Annotated in this window: 17 protein-coding genes; 10 read left to right on the plus strand and 7 right to left on the minus strand. The window is 73.3% G+C overall.

The window, feature by feature from the left end; all coding sequences use genetic code 11:
• Positions 1-51: 51 nt before the first annotated feature.
• Both ACFVFH_RS23405 and ACFVFH_RS23410 read right to left on the minus strand, forming a co-directional pair.
• Positions 52-1500 carry an amidase gene (locus ACFVFH_RS23405; protein ID WP_383771902.1) on the minus strand — a complete coding sequence of 483 codons (1449 nt, stop codon included), beginning with the start codon at positions 1498-1500 and terminating at the stop codon, positions 52-54.
• Between the two features lie 232 nt (positions 1501-1732).
• Positions 1733-3328, minus strand: coding sequence for a hypothetical protein (locus tag ACFVFH_RS23410; protein WP_383771904.1), 1596 nt, complete (start codon positions 3326-3328; stop codon positions 1733-1735).
• Between the two features lie 322 nt (positions 3329-3650).
• Between ACFVFH_RS23410 and ACFVFH_RS23415 the strand changes: the two genes are divergently transcribed.
• Together ACFVFH_RS23415 and ACFVFH_RS23420 are read left to right on the plus strand one after the other, a co-directional pair.
• Positions 3651-4910, plus strand: a complete 1260-nt coding sequence (locus ACFVFH_RS23415; protein WP_383771906.1) for a serine hydrolase domain-containing protein — start codon at positions 3651-3653, stop codon at positions 4908-4910.
• Positions 4907-5029 (plus strand): hypothetical protein, encoded by a 123-nt coding sequence (locus ACFVFH_RS23420; protein WP_383771908.1) that lies wholly within the window; start codon positions 4907-4909, stop codon positions 5027-5029. Before ACFVFH_RS23415 ends, ACFVFH_RS23420 begins: the two co-directional genes overlap by 4 nt.
• Before the next feature lie 378 nt (positions 5030-5407).
• On the opposite strand, the gene ACFVFH_RS23425 is transcribed toward ACFVFH_RS23420, so the two are convergent.
• From ACFVFH_RS23425 to ACFVFH_RS23435, 3 genes are all read right to left on the minus strand, one after another.
• Positions 5408-6409, minus strand: a complete 1002-nt coding sequence (locus ACFVFH_RS23425) for an Acg family FMN-binding oxidoreductase (protein WP_383771910.1) — start codon at positions 6407-6409, stop codon at positions 5408-5410.
• Positions 6410-6929: 520 nt separating this feature from the next.
• On the minus strand, positions 6930-7982 hold the full coding sequence (locus tag ACFVFH_RS23430; protein WP_383771912.1) for a polyprenyl synthetase family protein: 1053 nt from the start codon (positions 7980-7982) through the stop codon (positions 6930-6932).
• On the minus strand, positions 7979-9040 hold the full coding sequence (locus ACFVFH_RS23435) for a tetratricopeptide repeat protein (RefSeq protein ID WP_383771914.1): 1062 nt from the start codon (positions 9038-9040) through the stop codon (positions 7979-7981). Before ACFVFH_RS23435 ends, ACFVFH_RS23430 begins: the two co-directional genes overlap by 4 nt.
• Positions 9041-9619: 579 nt before the next feature.
• Between ACFVFH_RS23435 and ACFVFH_RS23440 the strand changes: the two genes are divergently transcribed.
• From ACFVFH_RS23440 to ACFVFH_RS23455, 4 genes are all read left to right on the plus strand, one after another.
• On the plus strand, positions 9620-10438 hold the full coding sequence (locus ACFVFH_RS23440; protein ID WP_383771916.1) for a hypothetical protein: 819 nt from the start codon (positions 9620-9622) through the stop codon (positions 10436-10438).
• A gap of 178 nt (positions 10439-10616) precedes the next feature.
• Complete coding sequence (locus tag ACFVFH_RS23445; protein ID WP_383771918.1) at positions 10617-11075, plus strand: hypothetical protein; 459 nt, start codon at positions 10617-10619, stop codon at positions 11073-11075.
• A gap of 75 nt (positions 11076-11150) precedes the next feature.
• Positions 11151-11342 carry a DUF6381 family protein gene (locus tag ACFVFH_RS23450; RefSeq protein ID WP_383771920.1) on the plus strand — a complete coding sequence of 64 codons (192 nt, stop codon included), beginning with the start codon at positions 11151-11153 and terminating at the stop codon, positions 11340-11342.
• A gap of 106 nt (positions 11343-11448) precedes the next feature.
• A complete protein-coding gene (locus tag ACFVFH_RS23455) occupies positions 11449-12501 on the plus strand; it encodes an MsnO8 family LLM class oxidoreductase (protein WP_383772116.1) in 1053 nt (350 codons plus the stop codon).
• Here ACFVFH_RS23455 and ACFVFH_RS23460 read toward each other — a convergent pair.
• Positions 12492-13418, minus strand: coding sequence for an aminoglycoside phosphotransferase family protein (locus tag ACFVFH_RS23460; RefSeq protein WP_383771921.1), 927 nt, complete (start codon positions 13416-13418; stop codon positions 12492-12494). The genes ACFVFH_RS23455 and ACFVFH_RS23460 overlap by 10 nt on opposite strands.
• A 124-nt stretch (positions 13419-13542) precedes the next feature.
• On the opposite strand from ACFVFH_RS23460, the gene ACFVFH_RS23465 reads away from it, so the two are divergent.
• Together ACFVFH_RS23465 and ACFVFH_RS23470 are read left to right on the plus strand one after the other, a co-directional pair.
• Positions 13543-14049 (plus strand): DUF664 domain-containing protein, encoded by a 507-nt coding sequence (locus ACFVFH_RS23465; RefSeq protein ID WP_383771923.1) that lies wholly within the window; start codon positions 13543-13545, stop codon positions 14047-14049.
• A gap of 122 nt (positions 14050-14171) precedes the next feature.
• Positions 14172-15179 (plus strand): aminoglycoside phosphotransferase family protein, encoded by a 1008-nt coding sequence (locus ACFVFH_RS23470; protein WP_383771925.1) that lies wholly within the window; start codon positions 14172-14174, stop codon positions 15177-15179.
• Between the two features lie 8 nt (positions 15180-15187).
• Here ACFVFH_RS23470 and ACFVFH_RS23475 read toward each other — a convergent pair whose 3' ends face one another.
• A complete protein-coding gene (locus ACFVFH_RS23475) occupies positions 15188-15727 on the minus strand; it encodes a DUF4291 family protein (RefSeq protein ID WP_383771927.1) in 540 nt (179 codons plus the stop codon).
• 214 nt (positions 15728-15941) lie between these two features.
• Here ACFVFH_RS23475 and ACFVFH_RS23480 point away from each other — a divergent pair, with 214 nt between their 5' ends.
• Positions 15942-17552, plus strand: a complete 1611-nt coding sequence (locus ACFVFH_RS23480) for an ABC transporter substrate-binding protein (RefSeq protein ID WP_383771929.1) — start codon at positions 15942-15944, stop codon at positions 17550-17552.
• Complete coding sequence (locus ACFVFH_RS23485) at positions 17552-18538, plus strand: ABC transporter permease (protein WP_383771931.1); 987 nt, start codon at positions 17552-17554, stop codon at positions 18536-18538. Before ACFVFH_RS23480 ends, ACFVFH_RS23485 begins: the two co-directional genes overlap by 1 nt.
• Positions 18539-18540 lie beyond the last annotated feature (2 nt).

Raw genomic sequence — 18540 nt, forward strand, 5'->3', positions numbered from 1 at the left:
CGGCCGAGGCGCCCGCCGCCACGCCACGGACCGGCAGCGCGGGGGCGGCTCTCAGAATCCCGGCGGACGGCGGAACCCACCGATCACCTCCGCGAGGCACCGCACGAACCGGACCGCGGTGCGGTCGTGCAGGTAGGGCGCGATCACCTGGATGCCGACCGGAAGCCCGTCCCGGGTCGCCCCGACAGGTGCCACCGCCGCGGGCAGATGGTTGACCGACGACGGCGCCATCCACGTGAGCATCTCGTGGTACGGCCGGTCGGCGCCGTCGACCCGCAGGGTCCGGACCGACCAGCCGGGGTCGGGCCGGTGGTCGTGGGGGAAGGCGGCCGTGGGGCTCACCGGGCAGATGAGCACGTCGACTTCGCGGAAGAACGCGGCCCAGCGCCGGCGGGAGTGTTGCCGACGTTCGTCCAGGTCGTGCCAGTCACGGAACCGGAGCGTCAGATCCGACGCGAACCCGCCGGCGGCCCCTTCCGCCGTGGCGAGCTCCACGAGCGCGGCATACGACTCGTCCGGCTCGACCAGCCCGCTCTGTGCCATCAGCAACGGCTGATAGAGGGCCATCGTCTCTTCGAGACCGACAGGACCCCGGCCCTCGACCACGACGGCGCCCTCGGCCCGCACCGCCTCCAGCGTCGCCCGCATGATCGCGGCCAGTTCGCCGTCGACCGGGCAGAACGGGTCGTCGACCCAGGCCGCGACGCGAAAGTCCCGCAGGGCGCTCGGCCTGGCGGCGGGCAGCTCCAACCGCCACCCGGCGGCGCGGTCGTGGTCCGCCCCCGCGAGGACGTCGAGACCCAGGTCGAGGTCGTCGGCGTGCCTGCCGAGCGGGCCGAGGACCGCCATGTCGAAATCCGCCAGCGTCCCGGGAGCATGTCCCGAGACGCTCCCGTACCTCGGCACGATCCCGAACGACGGGCGCAGCCCGTAGACCCCGCAGAAGTGGGCGGGCACCCGGATCGATCCGGCCGTGTCGCCGCCGAGTTCCAGACCGGTCAGCCCCGCGGCGACCGCCGCGGCGGACCCGCCGGACGAACCGCCGGGTCCGCGGGTCGGGTCCCACGGATTGTTCGTGGTCCCGTAGACCTCGTTGTGGGTCTGCCAGTCCCGGGCGTCGGGCGGCATGTTGGACTTGCCGAAGACGACCGCCCCCGCGTTCTTGAGCCGCGCGACCGACTCGGCGTCGCTCGTCGAGACATGTTCCCCCCAGCGGGCCGAGCCCCCGGTGGTCCGCATGCCCGCGACCTCAAGGCTGTCCTTGATCGTCATCGGGACGCCGTGCAGGCGGCCGAGCGGCTCGCCACGGGAGACCGCGCGGTCGGCCGCCACTGCCGCGGCTCTCGCGCCCTCCTCGTCCCGGGCGACGATGGCGTTCACCTTCGGATCGAGCCGTTCCACCCGGGCGAGGTAGTGGTCGAGCAACTCGACGCTCGACACTTCCTTCGCCGCGACTGCGGCAGCGAGCTGACCTGCGGAGCGAAATGCTGGATCGGTCATGCAATCTCCAGGAAAGGCCAGACCCGCGCCGACCACATTGCTGTGGCCGACGCAAAATCCCAGCTCAGGGCGGGTCTGAGCCGACCCTAGCGGATGCAAAGGGCCATGTACGGGTGTGGCATTCCTCACTTTCGGCAGCAGGTTCGTCCGGATCTCCGGGCGGCGGCTGGAGGCAGAGGAGCCCGGAATGCCCACGAGAAACGGCAGGCGCTCCGCCGCCGCCGGGCGGTGGCTAGTCGGGGCGCCGCACGCCGATGCGGTCGACGGCACACGTCCCCGGGACGGCGGTGCTTTCGGCGCGTTGACCGAGGTGGGTCAGGCGGAGCGTGTTGGTCCCCGCTCGCAGCGGCACCTGGGAGAACTCCGGCTCGGTGTAGGTCGCCAACGGGCTGTAGAGGTCGAGCGGTTCGCCGACCGTGGTGCCGTTGACCGACAGCCGGTAGATGCCCCGGGAGTAGTGCCGCTTCACCCTCAACCGCAGGGTGCGCAGACCGGGCCCCGGCTGCGGGAACTCGACGGTCAGCGCATCGCCCGTGGCGCCCGGAGTGAACAACAGGCCGCGTCCGGCGCCGCATTGGGCGTCGTCGAAGATCTCGGCGCGGCCGCCCGACGCGGTGGACGTGAGCTGTTCCGCCTCCGCGAACCAGTCCAGGGGCCGTGGCGTCCAACTGCCGCCCGATTCGCAGAGCACCACGCGGGTGCGGTCGGTGGCGGCCTCCGTGTCGGTGTAGGCGACCATGCGGCCATCGGGCGAGAAGGCGGGGTGCGGGTGGCCGGGGTGGGCGGATCCCCAGCCCGCCGGACCGAGTGTGCGCGGCGGGTGGACACCCGTCAGGTCCACCAGGGCCACCGAACCCACCTGGCCGCGCCCCGAGCCGTTGCGGCCGTTGGTGTCGGTCACGGCCCAGCGGCCGTCGGCGGAGATGTCGCAGTGGTTGTACGCGCCGTTCGTGCCCGAGGGGCCCGGTGCCAGCAGCCGGTCCGGCCGGTCGTCCGGGTGGACCATCCACAGCCCCGACGCGCTGCCGCCGATGGCCACGACGAGACAGCCGGTGTCGGCGCCGGACTTCCACACGTCGTGGGTCCCGACCGGCACGCCCGAAGCGGCCTGGTCCCAGATCATCCTGCCGTGCGGTGCGTGGACCGGGTGCAGTGCCCAGGTGCGGACGTTGCCGCCGAGCGCGTAGCCGATCCAGTCGGGATCGTGGGCGCTGTACTGGAAATGGGTGGCGAACACGCTCCCGGAGAAGACCTCCCGGACCCGGCCGCCCGTCAGCTCGATCTCCACCGCCGTGGTCGGGCCGGCGGTGATCGGTGCCGGATAGTGGCTGCACAGAACCCGGTCGCCCGCCGGATGCAGATTGACCACGACACTGAGCGCGCGGCCCGGCGGCGGTGAGTAGAGCTTGACGGGCGCGTGCGCGGGCGCGGCCAGGTCGATCAGCCATATCGCGTTCTCCGCGCAGGTGACGAGGCGTCCGGAGTGGATGTTCCACCAGACGAACGGATTCCGGTCGTCCGCCGGGGTGGCGAACCGGGCCAGGAACCGCTCCGCGCCGGAACGCAGATCCACCTCCCACAGGCTCGTGGCTCCGGTCTCCCGCTGGCCGAGGACGATGTGGTCGGCGTCGACGAAACCGTTGTGAGTGGGATAGGTGAAGTAGCGCCGCTGGTCGAACGAGCTGAGGTGACGCGGTTCGAACGGTTCCTGGGCCGTGGCGGCGACGGCGGCGGCTTCGCCCACGGCTCCCGTACCGGCGGTGAATCCTGCGGTCAGCACTGCCAGTCCGGCCATGCGGCCGAACCCTCTGCGGGTGATCTCACTCATGGCGTCCTCACTCATGCGGGCTCACGGTGGGTGGCGCTCAGCTTCGGACCCGCCGATGGCGGAAGTCAAGGTACTAATGCGAATTAGTAGAGGCGGGGAGTGGAGCCGGGGTGCGCCGCGCACCCCGGGCGGAGGCCGGACGGAGTGCGCGGCGGCGGGCGCGTCCGGACGCCTTCGGAGGGGTGCCCCGGCCGTAACGCGGCTGCCCACCGGGGCGGCGCCGGAGGAGTGCCGGTGTGCGGGACGGGCCGGGGTGCGACGGGGGATCTCTCCGGGTCCGCCCCGGATACGTGGCCGACTGTTGCCCGGCAGTGTGCGGGGCATGACCTCGACGCGTATGACACGAAGGGCCTTCACGGGCCTCGCCCTGACGGGGACGGCCGCGGCGGCGGCCGCCGCGGTGCTGCCCGCATCCCGTGCCGCCGCCTCCTCCTCGGACCTCCCACCGCTCGATCCCACGGCCCTGCGGGCGGCGGTCGAGGACCTGGAACACCCGCCGTCGACCGCGGCACGGTTACGGGTCGGCGGCACGGCCGGCCGCTGGTACGGCGCCTCCGGCGTGGCCGACCTCAGGACGAGGCGGCCGGTGACCGCGCGGGACAGGGTCCGGCTCGGCAGCATCACCAAGGTCTTCGTCGCCACGGTGGTGCTGCAACTGGTGGCCGAGGGCCGGGTCGGGCTGGACACACCGGTGCGGCGCGCCCTCCCGGGGCTGCTGCCGGACCGCTTCACCCCCGTCACCGTGGCGCACCTGCTGAATCACACCAGCGGCTTCCCGGACCACGTAGGCATCCCCGAACCGGCCACCGCGGAGGAGGTGTTCCGCCACCGCTTCGACCACTGGACCCCGCGGGAATGGGTGGCGACCGCGACCTCCGGACCCCTCAAGTTCGCCCCCGGCACCCGCCAGGAGTACCGGGGCATCAACTACGTACTGGCCGCCCTGATCATCGAAGGGGTCACCGGTCGCCCGTACGGCGAGGCCGTCGAGGCGCGCATACTGCGCCCGCTGGGTCTGGCGCACACGGTGGTGCCCGGCGACGACCCGCGCATCCACGGCCCTCATGTGCACGGATACCTGGCGACGGCCGACGGCGGCCTGCGGGACATCACCGTCCGTGACCAGTCCGCCGCCCGTGGCGAGGGCGACATCATCTCCACCCCGGAAGACCTCGACAGCATGCTTGCCGCGCTGTTCTCCGGCGAACTGCTCCCGCCGGAGCTGTCGGGGCTGCTGTTCACCCTGCCCCCGGACGACGTGCGGATGCTGGACGGATCCCCGGCCCGGTACAGCTCCGGGCTGCAGCAGGCCACCGTCAACGGGGTGACCCTCTGGGGCAAGACCGGCGAGACGTACGGCTACAAGAACGCCGCGTTCTCCACCCGTGACCAGCGGCGCCGCTTCGTGCTCGCGTACCACCCGACCGCCGCCCGCGACGGCGAGGAGAGCCGGATGATCGCCCGGATCGCCGATCTGCTCACCCGCGTCCGACCTCGTGCCGCGCTGCGGTCGTCACCCTGTTCCGTCCCGCCGCCGAGCGATTCGGGATCGACATCACGATCAGGGACGACTCGGGGGTGAAGAGGGCCGATGATGTGTTCGCGTTCAACCGGACGGTCGACGCCGCTGTCGCGGCCCATGACGGGGACCACCGGATCTCGGACGGCATCGCCTCGTCCAGGGTGAAGCGCGAGCCGTGACCCTGACCGCCGACGCCTCGCCCGAGCCGGTACGCAGGGGCGGCACGCTCACCGTCACCGGAAAGCTGTCGCGGGCCCACTGGACGGACCTGAAGTACCACGCGTTCACCTGGCAGGCGGTGGAGCTTCGGTACAGAAGCCGGGCGCAGGTACACCACGGTGAAGACGGCGACCACGGACGGCAAGGGCCACCGCTTCGGGCCGTTGGCGCCGGGCGTTCCTCGGCACCAACACGACCATGAAGGCGGTCTCGACGGGTGACGCGGTCACGGTGAAGTGACCCTGGCGGCGGGCCGGGGGACCGGCCCTCCGACAGGGTCACCGGACCACGGCTTCACGCGGCGCGCCGTCGTGCCGTCGCCACACCGCGTCCGCCCGTCAGGGCTCGATCGTCAGCACCTCGGTCACCGGGCGGCGCGGCGTCAGCGGCCCCTCGGGCCCGTAGCCGAGGCGCACGATCATCTGCGGGTGGCCCTTGCCGAGGGCGGGGCCACGCATGAGGTGCCGGAGCTCCGGCCATTCGAGGGGCTGGGTCGCGAACGAGGAGACGAGCCCGTGCAGCACGGCGGTGAGCAGGACGCGTTCCAGGGCCTGACCGGCACACAGCCAGTCCGCCGGGCGGTCGCGCACGGTACGGAGCAGGGCGAGCTGCGGCCGGTCCTCGAACAGGGCGTGCCCCCGGCCCGGGACGTCGTCCCCGCTCGCGAAATCCCGGTTCATCGCCCTGCCCGACGCGTCGGTGGGGCCGAAGGCGTAGTCGGGGACGCCGTCGACCGGCGCCTCCGCCCTGGTGTCCCGGGTCCAGTAGCGCTGCTCCGCCTCCCTCGCCGGGTCGCGCAGATCGAGCCCTTCCGCGTCCCGGATCAGCGCGAGCACGCGCTCCAGACGGTCCGGCGGCAGAAAGCCGAATGCGACGCCCTCGCGGCCGGCCGCCTCGTGGAGGAGTGCGCGGACGTCGTCGGGGATCACCCGGTCGTCGAACGGATAGCGACTGGTGTGACGGCGCCGGATCGCGGGGTAGAGCGCGGCCAGGGACGCATCCGCCGACGGCGCGGACCGGCCGCGGCACTCGTCCAGGCGCACCGTCGCCACGAGGGAGGGATCGGCGGGGACCGGAAGCAGTGTGGTCACCGCGTCGAGGCCCCGGTGACACGCGGACACCCGCAGATTCAGCAGCGCCGCGCCGCACCCCACGTGCAGGCCCCGGGTGGAGGGATCGGCCTCGGGCATCTCACGGTCGAACTCCGCCCGGAGCGCGAGGCTGCGGTCGGCGCTCCGGTACCGGAACCGCCAGGGCTGGGCGTTGTGCATCGACGGCGCGGCGATCGCGTCGGCGACCAGCGCCTTCAGGGTCGTCTCGTCGAGCGGCTGTGCGGGCATCGCCACCTCGCCTGTCGGAGCGCACGGTCGTCCCTCCACCGTCGCACGTCCGGCAGGACCTGGCGCGGGAGGTACCACGGCGGGTTCTGCGCGCCGGTACGGGAGAGGGCCGAGCTGTACGAGGGGGGCGGCGCGAGGGGGCCCGAGGCGTACGTGTCGGGGAGCGCGCACGCACGCGGGCAGGTGGGCGGTCAGGGCCGTCGGACGGGTTTCCCCGGCCCCGGACGGTGCCGTTCGGGGCCCTCGTCGGAGCGGACCCTTCGTATGCCGGGCGGCAGCCCCGGCCGCCCGGCGAGCAGGCGCCGTCTCCCTCGGCCGCCGCTCCGACGGCCACGGAAGGCGTCCGGCCCTCCGCCCTCCCCGTCCGGCCCTCCGCACCGGAGTGTTGCCCCCGGAACCCATCCAGCCGCCGCGCGGGAGTCCGTCGCCGGGCTCACCGACCGGCGGTTCACGGACGGACCCCGACGCGGCGGCCCGACGGGCGGGCGGGCGCCCGGACGGGCGGGCGCCCGGAACCGGGTCAGCCGGTGCGGTCGATGAGGAAGGGCAGCAGGGCGAGGATCTCGCCGAGCGCGGCCGGTGCGAGCGGAACGCTCTCCAGGCTCCGCCGGGCGCTGTCCAGTTGCCGGTGGGCCTCGGCCAGGGTGGCGGCGCGCCCACCCGCCTCCTCGACGAGGTCGGCCGCCAGCCGGGCCCCGCGGTCGTCCAGCGGATCCCCCGAGCAGAGCAGCGCGGCGAGGCGACGGGCGGCCGGGTGGTCCGTGGCCAGGGCCGAGAGCACGGGATACGTCTTCTTCAGGCGGCGCAGATCGCTGTGCACGGGCTTGCCCGTGGCCTCGGGATCGCCCCAGATCCCGAGGAGATCGTCCACCGCCTGGAACGCCACCCCGAGATGCCGGCCCGCCCGGCCCAGCGCGTCGACGGTCGGGGCGGGGGCGCCCGCGAGCACCGCCCCCAGCCCCGCCGCACAGCCGAGCAGTGCACCCGTCTTGTGCTCGGCCATCCACCGGTACTCGCGCGGCTGGACCGCCTCGGGCCCCGCCCACGGCCGGGACTCGAAGAGCAGGTCGTCGGCCTGACCGCGGACCAGGTCGGCGAGCGTCCCGGCGAGTTGCCGGACCGCCGTGGCGGCGTGCCCCGCGGGCGCCTCGGCCAGGGTCTGCACGGCCAGCGCGTAGAGCGCGTCACCCGCGAGGATCGCCGGGCCCGTCCCGTACGCCTTCCACACGGTGGCGCGCTGTCTGCGGGTCTCGTCGCCGTCCATGATGTCGTCGTGCAGGAGGGAGAAGACATGGACCAGCTCCACGGCGACCGCGCCGACCACCGCGTCCTCGGCCGGTGCCCCGGCGGCCTCGGCGCCGAGCAGGGTGAGGGCCTGGCGGACGCCCTTGCCCTGGGAGCCCGGGGCGGGGCTGCCGTCCGCCGCACCCCACCCGAAGGAGTAGGCGGCCATCTCCGCGTGCCACGGATGCAGGCGGTGCACGGCCTGTGCCAGTGCCGGGCGCACCAGCTCGCGGCAGCGGGCGAGCACCTCGGGCGCCTCGGCCCGCCGGGTCGTGGGCGGTGGTGTCATCGGCGTCCGCTCTCCTCGGCCGTGTCGCCGTCGACCGGCGCCACATCGAGTTCGGCGTAGGCCTTCTCCACCATCTCCCGGGCGTTGAGCAGACCGATCCGGTCGAGGGTGCGGCGCAACTCGTCGAGATCCGCCGCGGTCTCCGCCCGGTCGCGGCCGAGCCGGGCGAGCGACTTCACGAGTCCGAGCCGGGCCAGGGCCTCGCCCCGGGGTTCGGCCATGGCGCGGAACTCCGCGAGCGCGCCCTCGTACCCGTCGCGTGCCTCCTCGTAACGGCGGGCGCGGAAGAGGACGTTGGCGCGCATCTTGTGGTTGTAGGCGAGCGCACTGGACAACTTCATCTCACGGCACGTGAGTTCGGCCTCGGAGAGGAGGGCGAGGGCCCGCTCCGGGTCGTCCCGCAGGGAGATGATGTCGGCCATGCCGCGCAGCGCCCACGCGCGGCCCCGCCGGTCGTCAGCGTTGCCGGCCAGCTCGGCCGCCTCCTCGAACATGGCCAGGGCCGTGTCGAGCGACCCCGTGTTGCGGTGGATCTGCGCGATTCCCTCCAGGGCCCACACGGTGTGACGCGCCTCGCCGCGCGCCCGTGCCTCGGCGAGCAGCTGCTCGTGCAGCGCGGCGACGGTCCGGTAGTCGCCCTGTATTCGCCCGGTCTCGGCGAGGCCGGCGAGGGAGTAGCCGCGGGCGACGACGTCCCCGCCGCGCTTGCCCATGTCGGCCGCGAGCCCCAGCAGCCGGAAGGCGAGCCTGAGTTCGCCGCGCTGCCGGGCCAGCGTCCCACCGCTCCAGAGCGCCCAGGCCATCGCTCCGAGGTCATCGGCCGAGCGGGCGGACCGGTAACTGGCCTTCCAGGCCCGGTCGGCCTCCGCCACGTTGCCGAGCCTGCGGTGTGCCTCGGCGACGGCGAGCCCGCACCGGGCCACTTCCTGCGGTGTGCCGGAGCGTTCGGCCTCCCTCAAGTGGCGTACGCCTTCCGCCAGTACGTCGGTCAGGGAGGAGTTCACCGACATCTTGGTGAGGGCGCCCTGGTACTCGGGCGCCAGTGCCTTGCTGTGCATGGGGGCCTTTCGTGCGCGGCCGGATCGAGTGGGAAGCCACCACTATGCACTCCATGTCTACACGAGGTGCATAGTTGCCTGCTGGACGGACCCGGGTGCTCGTGGGGGTCGGGCGCGGCCTGTCGCTTGGGGCGGGCCGCCTTGTTGTGGATCAAGACGACGCTCACGCGTCCCAGGTTGCTCCGTGGTCGACAGAAGTCGACATCGCCGGTACGGACCCGTTGCGGTCCGGGGGCTGACGCCCGGTCAGCCGGTGCCGTTGCGACCGGCATCGCCCACTCCGTCCGAAATGCCAACGGATGTTAGCGGTTACTGTCGCGATCGACCGTTCTGGCCATAGTAAAAGACAGAAACATGTGAAGTCCCCTTGCGGCTCATGGCAATCGCTTACATGCTGGCGCGCAGTCCCGCAGCACTCCGGTTCCGCTGATCCCCCGGGAGTTGCCGGACGGGTCCTGTCCGAACATCCGGGCCCGTCCGCACCCTTCCGGAACGCACCGCACGTGCGTTCGGAGGGAGCTCCTGATCGCACCACCGTCCGTGACCCCCGTCGCGGCGGGCCACCCACCAGGAGATGACATGCGCACAGCAAGCACCCCTTCCGGAACCCCCGGCCGAGGGCGGCTGCGCCGCCTGACGCGGTCGGGCACGGTCCTCGCCGCCACCGCACTGCTGGCACTCGGCGCGGCGGGGCAGTCATGGGCCTCGACGCCGATCCTCCGCTGGACGACGGGCGCGCCCACGCCCGTGACCACGCTGACGCTGCCCATGGCCGTGGACTCCGCCCCGGACGCCTCCGGCATCTACTTCGCCTACTACACCACCCTGGAGAGCGGCACGCGCCCCTACGCGGGCTTCCAGCCGAAGCCCGTCGACGCCGACGGGACCCGCGTGCTCCAGGCCGTCTTCAGCTCCTTCAACGCCGACGCCACGACGACCGACGACCACTGCGCCTACGGGGCCGACGGCGGAGCCGGAGTGAGCTGTGCGGTCCGTTTCCCCTACACACCGGGGACCATGTACTCCCTGGTGCTCGAACGGGCCTCGGTGAGCGGGTCGACCCAGCTGATGACCGGCGACGTCGTCGAGACGGCGACCGGGGCTCCCGTGGCGCACATCGGCAGTTTCGGGCTCCCGGCCACATCCGGCCGGTTCAAGAACGCCGACCAGGGATTCATCGAGCCCTACCTCTCGGCGGGCTGCGGCCAGCGGATAACCGTCACCTACGGCGAACCGGTCGGCACCGAGGCCGGCACGGCCCATACCGGCAGCCTTCCCACGGTCACCGATCCCTCCTCCGGGAGCTGTCTGAGCACCACCTCGCAGACCACGGGACGGGGGCAGCAGGTCACGGTGGTGGGCGACGCGGCCCCGGCGGCCTCACCCACGACGGACTGAGCGGACCCCGCCGGAACCCGTACGCGTCCGGTCCCCGGACCGGCCCCGAGCGGGCCGGTCCGGGGTGGTCCCGGTGGCCCGAGCCCCGGGCCCGCTGCCGGGAGGATCTTCCTGTGAAGCGCCATCGGCGCCCACTGGCTAAGCTCGACGAGGGGCCCAGTACAGGACGGAGGCTCCCATGACGACGATCGAACCGCGTGATGTGCCCCCTCGCCTCGCCACCGGCGCGTTCATCCTGAACTCCGGCTTGGGCAAGCTGAGAGCCGACGCGGAGACGGCCGAGGGCCTGCACGGCATGGCCTGTGTCGCCTACCCGTTCCTGAGGAAGATCGAGCCCGAGCGGTTCACCCGGCTGCTCGCCTGGTCCGAGATCGCGGTCGGCGGAATTCTGCTCGCGCCCTTCGTGCCGACCCGGCCGGCCGGGCTGGCGCTGACCGGCTTCTCCGCGGGTCTGGTCGGTCTGTATCTCCGGGTTCCCGGGATGCGGGAACCCGGAAGCCTCCGGCCCACCCAGAGCGGCATCCCGCTGGCCAAGGACTTCTGGATGCTGGGCATCGGTCTCGGCTTCCTGGCTTCCGGGGCCCGCCGGGCCCGCGCGGGCGCCTCCAGGTGCCCGTGGCACCGGTGCCGGCGCTGAACACATCGGCCGGGGACCGGGCGGAACGCCACCCGTTCCCGTGGCGGGCGGTTCCCGCACACCCGAGGAGGGATCATGAGCGAGTCCGACGAACTCCGCAGCCGCGTACAGCAGATGCGGGCCAAGGCGAAAGACCTGAACGACGAGGCCGAGCGCGCCGCCGACCCCGACGAACGCCGGCGCCTGAAGGAGAAGGCCCGCCGGATCGAGTCGGAGAGCGAGCAGGTCAGCGGTATGGCGAGCGGTGACATCTACCCCATGAGGTGAGACCGCCGGGACCCGTTCCCGCCCCCGGCTCCCGGACCGGCACGTACCGGTCCGGGAGCCGGGGAATGCGGTCGGGGCCCGGACGTTGAACAACGGTGTGAGTTCAGTGATCGCGTCCACCCGGTTCTCCGTCCTCGACCGTTCCCGCATCCGTGAGGGTCACGACGGCCCCGAGGCGCTGCGCGACTCCGTACGCCTCGCCGAGGAGGCCGAGGCGCTCGGCTACCACCGGTTCTGGGTGTCCGAGCACCACGGTGTGCCGGGCGTCGCGGGTTCGGCCCCGACCGTGCTGGCCGCGGCCGTCGCGGCCGCCACGTCCACCATCAGGGTCGGCACCGGCGGTGTGATGCTGCCCAATCACCGCCCTCTGGTGGTCGCCGAGCAGTTCGGTGTGCTGGAGTCGCTGTTCCCCGGCCGCATCGACATGGGTCTCGGCCGCTCGGTGGGCTTCACCGACGGCATCCGCGGTGCGCTCGGCCGGGACAAGTCGGCCGTCGAGGACTTCGCCGGGCAGCTCGGCGAACTGCTCGGCTGGCTGGACGGCACACAACGGGCCCACCCGGGGGTCCACGCCCTGCCCGCCGAGGGGCTGCGGACACCCCCGTTCCTGCTGGCCACCGGCGAGGGCGCGGACATCGCGGCCGCGGCGGGCCTGCCGCTCGTGGTCGGCGACCTCCGGGGCCGGGAGAAGCTGCTGAGCGCCGTCGAGCGCTACCGCCGCGCATTCCGCCCCTCCTCCTGGGCGGCGGAGCCCTACGTGGTCGTGGCGGGCACCGTCGCGCTCGCCGGGAGCGCGGAGGAGGCCCGCAGGATCCTGATGCCGGAAGCGTGGTCCCTGGCCCACTCCCGGACCCACGGCGTCTTCCCGCCGCTCGCCCCCGCCGAACGGATCGAGGCGCGGACCATGACCGAGAAGGAGCGCCGCCTCTACGAGAACGGGCTGCACGGCCACCTCCACGGCACGGAGGACGACGTCGCCACGGAACTCGAAACGGTCATCGCGCTGACCGGCGCCGACGAGGTGCTCGTCACGACCAGCACGTACGACCGCACGGCCCTGGTCGACTCGATGCGCCGACTGGCCCGCGTCGCGCGGCTGACCCCGCGGCGCGACACCTCCGGCGCGCTCCCGCGAGGGCCCGGCCGCGGTCAGGAGTGACGTCCCCGCCGGCTCAGCAGCGCGGTGGCGATGGCGACCTGGGCCGGTTCCAGAGCGGACTTGCCGTCCTCGACGTCCCACAGCGCGTTCTGAAGGACCCGCCCCAGGGTCCAGCCCACCGCCCGTCGCCGGTCCAGGCCCAGCACCTCGGTCAGCTGGTCGAAACGGCGGAGCACCGTCCGTGTCACGTCGCCGCTCGCCACCACCTCGGCCCAGCGGTTGTCCAGCGCGGGCAGCAGCTCGAACCCGGGGTCGCCCGCCAGGGGTTCGGGGTCGATGGCCAGCCACGGTTCACGCTGCCCGGCGAGGACGTTGTCGTAGTGCAGGTCCCAGTGCAGCAGGCGGTCGCCCGGCTCGTCGAGCAGCTCGGCCACCGCGGCGGCGCAGATGTCCACCAGCCGCCGTTCGGCGGGCTCGCGCAACAGCGGTACGGCGCGCGGCGCCTCGTCGAGCATGGCCGCGGCGATGTCGGCCAGCCGCCGGAAGCCCGGCGGCGCGGCCACCGCGACCAGACGGGCCAGCAGCTCGGCGAGGATCTGCACGGCGGCGGTGTCGTCGGACACCGTCGACAGCGGCCGCGCCGCGTCCAGCCGTTCGAGCAGCATGGTGCCGGTGTCCGGATCGTGGTCGAGCAGCCGCACCACCCCGTCGCCGTCCCACAGCCGCAGACCGGGCGCGGCCCCGATGTTGTCCTCGGTGACCTGCTGGAGCTTCAGCACCGCCGGCATCCCGTCCGCGCGGACCACCGGCAGCACGAGCGAGGCCATGCCGTGCGCCGCGGGGCCGTCCGGCCGGAGGGACCAGCGGTCCAGGAGGTCCGCGGCCAGTTCCGGCAGCGCGGCGAGCCAGGCCCGGCCCGACGCACCCCCGTTCGTGCCGTAGGCCGCGGCGAACGCGGCGGGGACGTCGACAGCCATGCCGCCACCCTACGCGGACGCCGGGGCACCGTCGTGGGCCGTGGCGGGCGGACGCGGCGGGGTGCGCGGCACGCGGCGCGTGTCGATGGCCCGGGACGAGCCCGGCAGCGGCGATGGTGAAGGCATGAACAGTGCTGACCTTTTGACCGACGCGTTCACCCGCGTCCGGGAGACGGTGCACTCGGCGGTCGAGGGACTCTCCCGCGCCGACCTCCACGCCCGTCCCGACGAGGACGCCAACACGATCGGCTGGCTCGTCTGGCACCTCACCCGGGTCCAGGACGACCACGTCTCGGACGCGGCCGGTGCCGAGCAGGTCTGGTTCGCCGGGGACTGGGCCACCCGTTTCGATCTGCCCTTCTCGAAGGAGGCCACCGGATACGGACAGAGCAGCGCGGACGTCGCCTCCGTGCGGGTGGGCTCGGACCTGCTGCTCGGCTACCACGACGCGGTCCACGAGCAGACCCTCCGGTTCGTGCGCGGACTCGACGACGACGCCCTGGACCGCATCGTCGACGAGGCGTGGTCGCCGCCGGTCAGCCTCGGGGTGCGTCTGATCAGCGTCATCTCGGACGACTTGCAGCACGCCGGACAGGCCGCCTTCGTCCGGGGCCTGCTGGAACGCCGGTAGCCCGGAGCCCGGCCGGGCTCCCGCTCTTCCACCGGCGGGCCGCCCCCGGCACGGCCCGGAAGGTCCGCCCCGCGCCCGAAAAGCGGATGACGGCCCGAGCGGGACGGTGATGGGATGGCGCGATGCGGGACGACATACGGACAACAGTGGACCGGGGGCGGTACCCGGACGTGGTGACGCCCTGGGAACGGGCGGACTGGCGGGAGGACGCCCTCGGATGGGCGGCGCGTGGTCTCGCCGCCCACGGGCTGCGCGCGGCCGGGGTGCGGCAGGTCCGGCTGCGGCCGTGGTCCGTGCTGGTGCGGTTCTCCGTCGAGGGCGGCGACACCGTGTGGTTCAAGGCCAACCCGCCCGCCTCCGCCTTCGAGCCGGGACTGACCGCGGCACTGGCCCGCTGGGTGCCCGGATACGTACTGACACCGCTCGCCGTCGACGCGGACCGGGGCTGGTCGCTGCTCCCGGACGGGGGCACGCTCTTCCGCGACGCGCTCGACACGGCGGCCCGTACCGCCGTCGACCCGCGGGCCTGGGAGGAGCCGCTGCGGCAGTACGCCGGGGTGCAACGGGCCCTCGTGCCGTACGCCGACGCGATGGAGCGGCTGGGCGTCCCCGGTGCGCGCACGGTCACGCTTCCGGAGGTCTTCGACCGGGCCGTCGCCGGGAACACCGTGTCGGCGCCCGCCGACCGCGCGGCACTGCACGCCTTGCGGCCCCGGCTCGTCGGATGGTGCGAGGAGCTCGCGGCCCTGGGCATCGCCGACACGCTCGACCACGCCGACCTGCACGACGGGCAGCTCTTCGCTCCGGAGCGGGGCCGCTTCACGTTCTTCGACTGGGGGGACGCGTCCGTCACCCATCCGTTCTGCAGCTTCCTCGTCCCCGCCCACGCGGCGCGTGAGCGGTTCGGCCCCGAGGTGCTGCCCCGGCTGCGGGACGCCTACCTGGAGCAGTGGACCGGCCACGGGCGCACCACGGCCGAGCTGCGACGGGCGCTGAGCGTGGCCTGGCGGCTCGGCGCGATCGGCCGGGCCCGCTCCTGGGGGCGGCTCTTCCCGGGGGCGTCCATCGGCTCGCAGGGCGCCGCCGGTGCGCTCGGGCTGCTGGAACTCGCGGCCGAGCCGCCGCTGTAGGAGCGGCCTCAGACGTCGATGCCGAGGCGCTCGGCATCGACGTCTGAGGCCGGGGGCACCGGATGGATCCGCTCCGGCGGAAGCAGCCGCTGGGCCTGCGCGGAGCGGCCGTCCTGCCGGAGCGCCGCGATCCGCTGGACCCTGGGCGTCAGGTCGCTGAGGCCGACGACCCACTCCTCGGCGAACGTGCGCCCCACTCCGACCTGGATGCTGTAGTGGTTGAGCGCGGCGCCCCGTAGCGAGCGTTCGGGATCCCACTGGACCTGTACCGGAGCCTTTGCGACAGCGGCCGGCCCGGCCGTCGTCGGCACGGCCGAGGCAAGCGCCGCCTCCCAGCCGGCCCGGGTGATCCGCACCGCGAGAATCCGCTCCCGACCCGGCTTCCGTGCCCGGTTGCTGCGGTGCGTGAGCCAGCGGAACGAGAAGGGCGGTACGAACCGGTTCGCGCGCAAGGCCGGACCGGCGACCGCCGGTGCGTACGCCTGCGCCTGATAGACGACGATCGTCCGGTCGTCGTAGTCGGCCCGTACGTGGTGCTGCGCGGTCATGGACCGGAGGCTTCCATCCGCCGGGCCGTGGAGCGACCGCATTTTCCCCGGACGTCACCCGCGGTACCGGAACCACCTCGTCCGTCCTCCCGTCTTCGGTGCGGCGCACCATCGCGAGGCCGGTTTTTCGTGCGGCGGCACCACTCGGAGCCGATCCGACGCTGCCTAATGTTCCCTCACTCGGCGGCGGCGTGCCGCTCCCTCGGAGGTGACCATGGCCAGCACCGCAGGCACGGAGAGCAGCAACAGAACGGCCCGCAGGACGCGGGCGGCGGCCGCGGTGGTCACGGCGCTCGGCCTGGTCGGCACCGCCACCGCGTGCGGCGGCGACACGTCCGCGGGCGGTCCCGGCGGTTCGACGGTGGTGGTCGCCGTCTCCGGCGACCCCGGCAGCCTCAGCCCCACCACCTCGCTGGTCAGCACCGCACTGGCGATGAACTCCTTCGCGTACGACACCCTCGTGCACATCGCCGCCGACGGCTCGCTGGTTCCCGGAGTGGCCGAGAAGTGGTCCGCCACGACCACCTCGGCGACGTTCACCATCCGCCCCGGAGTCACCTGCGAGGACGGCTCGGCGCTCACCGCCGAGGACGTGGCCGCCGAGTACAACCACCTCGCGGATCCGAAGAACCAGTCGCCGATGCTCGGCCTCTCCGTCCCCGTCACCGCGGTGGCGAAGGCCGACCGGGCGGCCCGTACGGTCACCGTCACCACGACGAAGCCCGCCCCCTTCATCGTGCAGATGGCCCGGCTGCTGCCGCTGCTGTGCGAGAAGAGCCTGGCGAAGCCGGCCGCCCTGGCCAGGACCACCAACGCCAGCGGACCGTACCGGCTGACCGAGGCGGTCCCGGGCGACCACTACACCTACGCCCGAAGGGACGGGTACACCTGGGGGCCGCGCGGGTCCACCGGCGCGGGCCTCCCCGCCAAGGTGGTCGTCAAGGTGGTCTCCAACGAGTCGACCGCGGCCAACCTCCTGATGGCCGGTCAGGTCGACGTCGCCCTGGTCAACGGCGCCGACCAGGACCGGCTGGACGCCGCCCGGGTCAAGAACCGGAGCACGGAGGCGCTGTTCGGCCAGCTCCTGTTCAACCAGGCCGCCGGCCGTCCGACCGCCGAACTCGCGGTGCGCAAGGCCCTGGTCCACGTACTGGATCTGAAGCAGCTCGGGAGCGTCGCCACCGGCGGGAAGGGCAGGGCCCCGACCGGCATCGGCGAGAACGCCCCCACCCCCTGCTCCGAGGACACGGTGACGGGCAACCTCCCCGCCCACGACACGGCGAAGGCGGCCGCCGCACTCACCGGGGCCGGCTGGACGAAGAGCAAGGGCACCTGGACCAAGGACGGCAAGCCGCTCGCCGTACAGCTCGACTACGCCACCAACCAGGGCCCGCAGGTCGGCTCGGCGGTCGAACTGGCCGTCCAGCAGTGGACCTCCTTCGGAGTGAAGGCGACGGCGAAGCCCCGCGGCTCCGGCTCCATCGTCAGCACCCTCGCCGGGGGCGACTGGGACATCGCGTGGGCGCCCATCGGCGTCACGCTCCCCGACCAGCTGACCCAGTTCTACGACGGCCCGCCCCCGCCGAAGGGCAACAACTTCGGCTCCGTCGCCAACCCCGAGTACCACCGGCTCGCCGCTCGGGCCTCGGCGAAGCCCGGCGCCGAGGGATGCGCCCTGTGGGCCGCGGCCGACGCCGCCCTGGTCAAGAACGTCGACATCGCCCCGGTCGTCACCAAGGCGATCCGGTACTACGCCAAGGGCGTCAGCTTCGAGGTGGACGGCAACGGGATCGTCCCGAGCACCCTGCGCCGGAGCGCCGACTGATGGCGACGATCACCCAGGACCTTCTGGGCGCCAAGGTCCGCAGCCCCTGGATCGCCTTCGGCCTGCGCCGGACCTGGCGGCTGCTGGCCTCGCTCGCGGCGCTGGTCACGGCCGCGTTCGCGATGATCCATCTGATCCCCGGGGACCCGGTCCGGGCGGCCCTCGGCACCACCGCCGACCCGGCGCTGGTCGCCGCCCGCAGACAGTCGCTCGGCCTGGACCAACCGCTGCTGAAGCAGTACGGCGACTTCGTCGTGAACCTCCTCCACGGCAGGCTCGGAGAGTCGATCGGCGCCCAGATGCCGGTCTCCGAGATCATCTCCGGGCGGCTCCCGGCCACCGTGCAGATCGCCGTCCCCGCGTTCGTCCTGATCCTGCTCATCGCCGTCCCCGCGGGCATGACGGCCGCGGTGCTGACCAAGGACGGCCGCCGACGGCGCGGCGAACTCGCCTTCACCGGGGTCACCGGGCTGCTGGGCGCGGTGCCCGAATTCCTGCTGGCGGTGGGCCTGATCGCGGCGTTCGCCGTGGCGTGGCCGCTCTTCCCGGTCGCCTCGCGGGGCGGCCCGGACTCCTACGTCCTGCCGGTGCTGGCCCTGGCCCTCGTCCCGGCGGCGACGCTGTCGCGCATCGTCCGGGTGGAGACGCTGCGGGTGCTCGGCGAGGACTACATGCGCACCGCACGGGCGAAGCGGCTCCCGGCCCGGCTGCGCTATCTGCGGCACGCGCTGCCCAATCTGCTGACCTCCTCGCTCACCCTGGGCGGCCTGCTGTTCAGCTCGCTGCTCGCCGGCACCGTGCTCGTCGAGAACGTCTTCGCGTGGCCCGGCCTCGGCACCACGATCGTCCAGGCCATCACCGAGAAGGACTATCCGCTGGTCCAGGGCGTCGTGCTGGTCTACGGGGCGGCCGCGCTGCTGATCACCTTCGTCGTCGACGTGGCCGTGGCCGTCGCCGACCCCCAGTCCACCGTCCGCGGGAGTTGACG

The organism is Streptomyces sp. NPDC057697 (assembly GCF_042799335.1).
GTDB lineage: Bacteria > Actinomycetota > Actinomycetes > Streptomycetales > Streptomycetaceae > Streptomyces.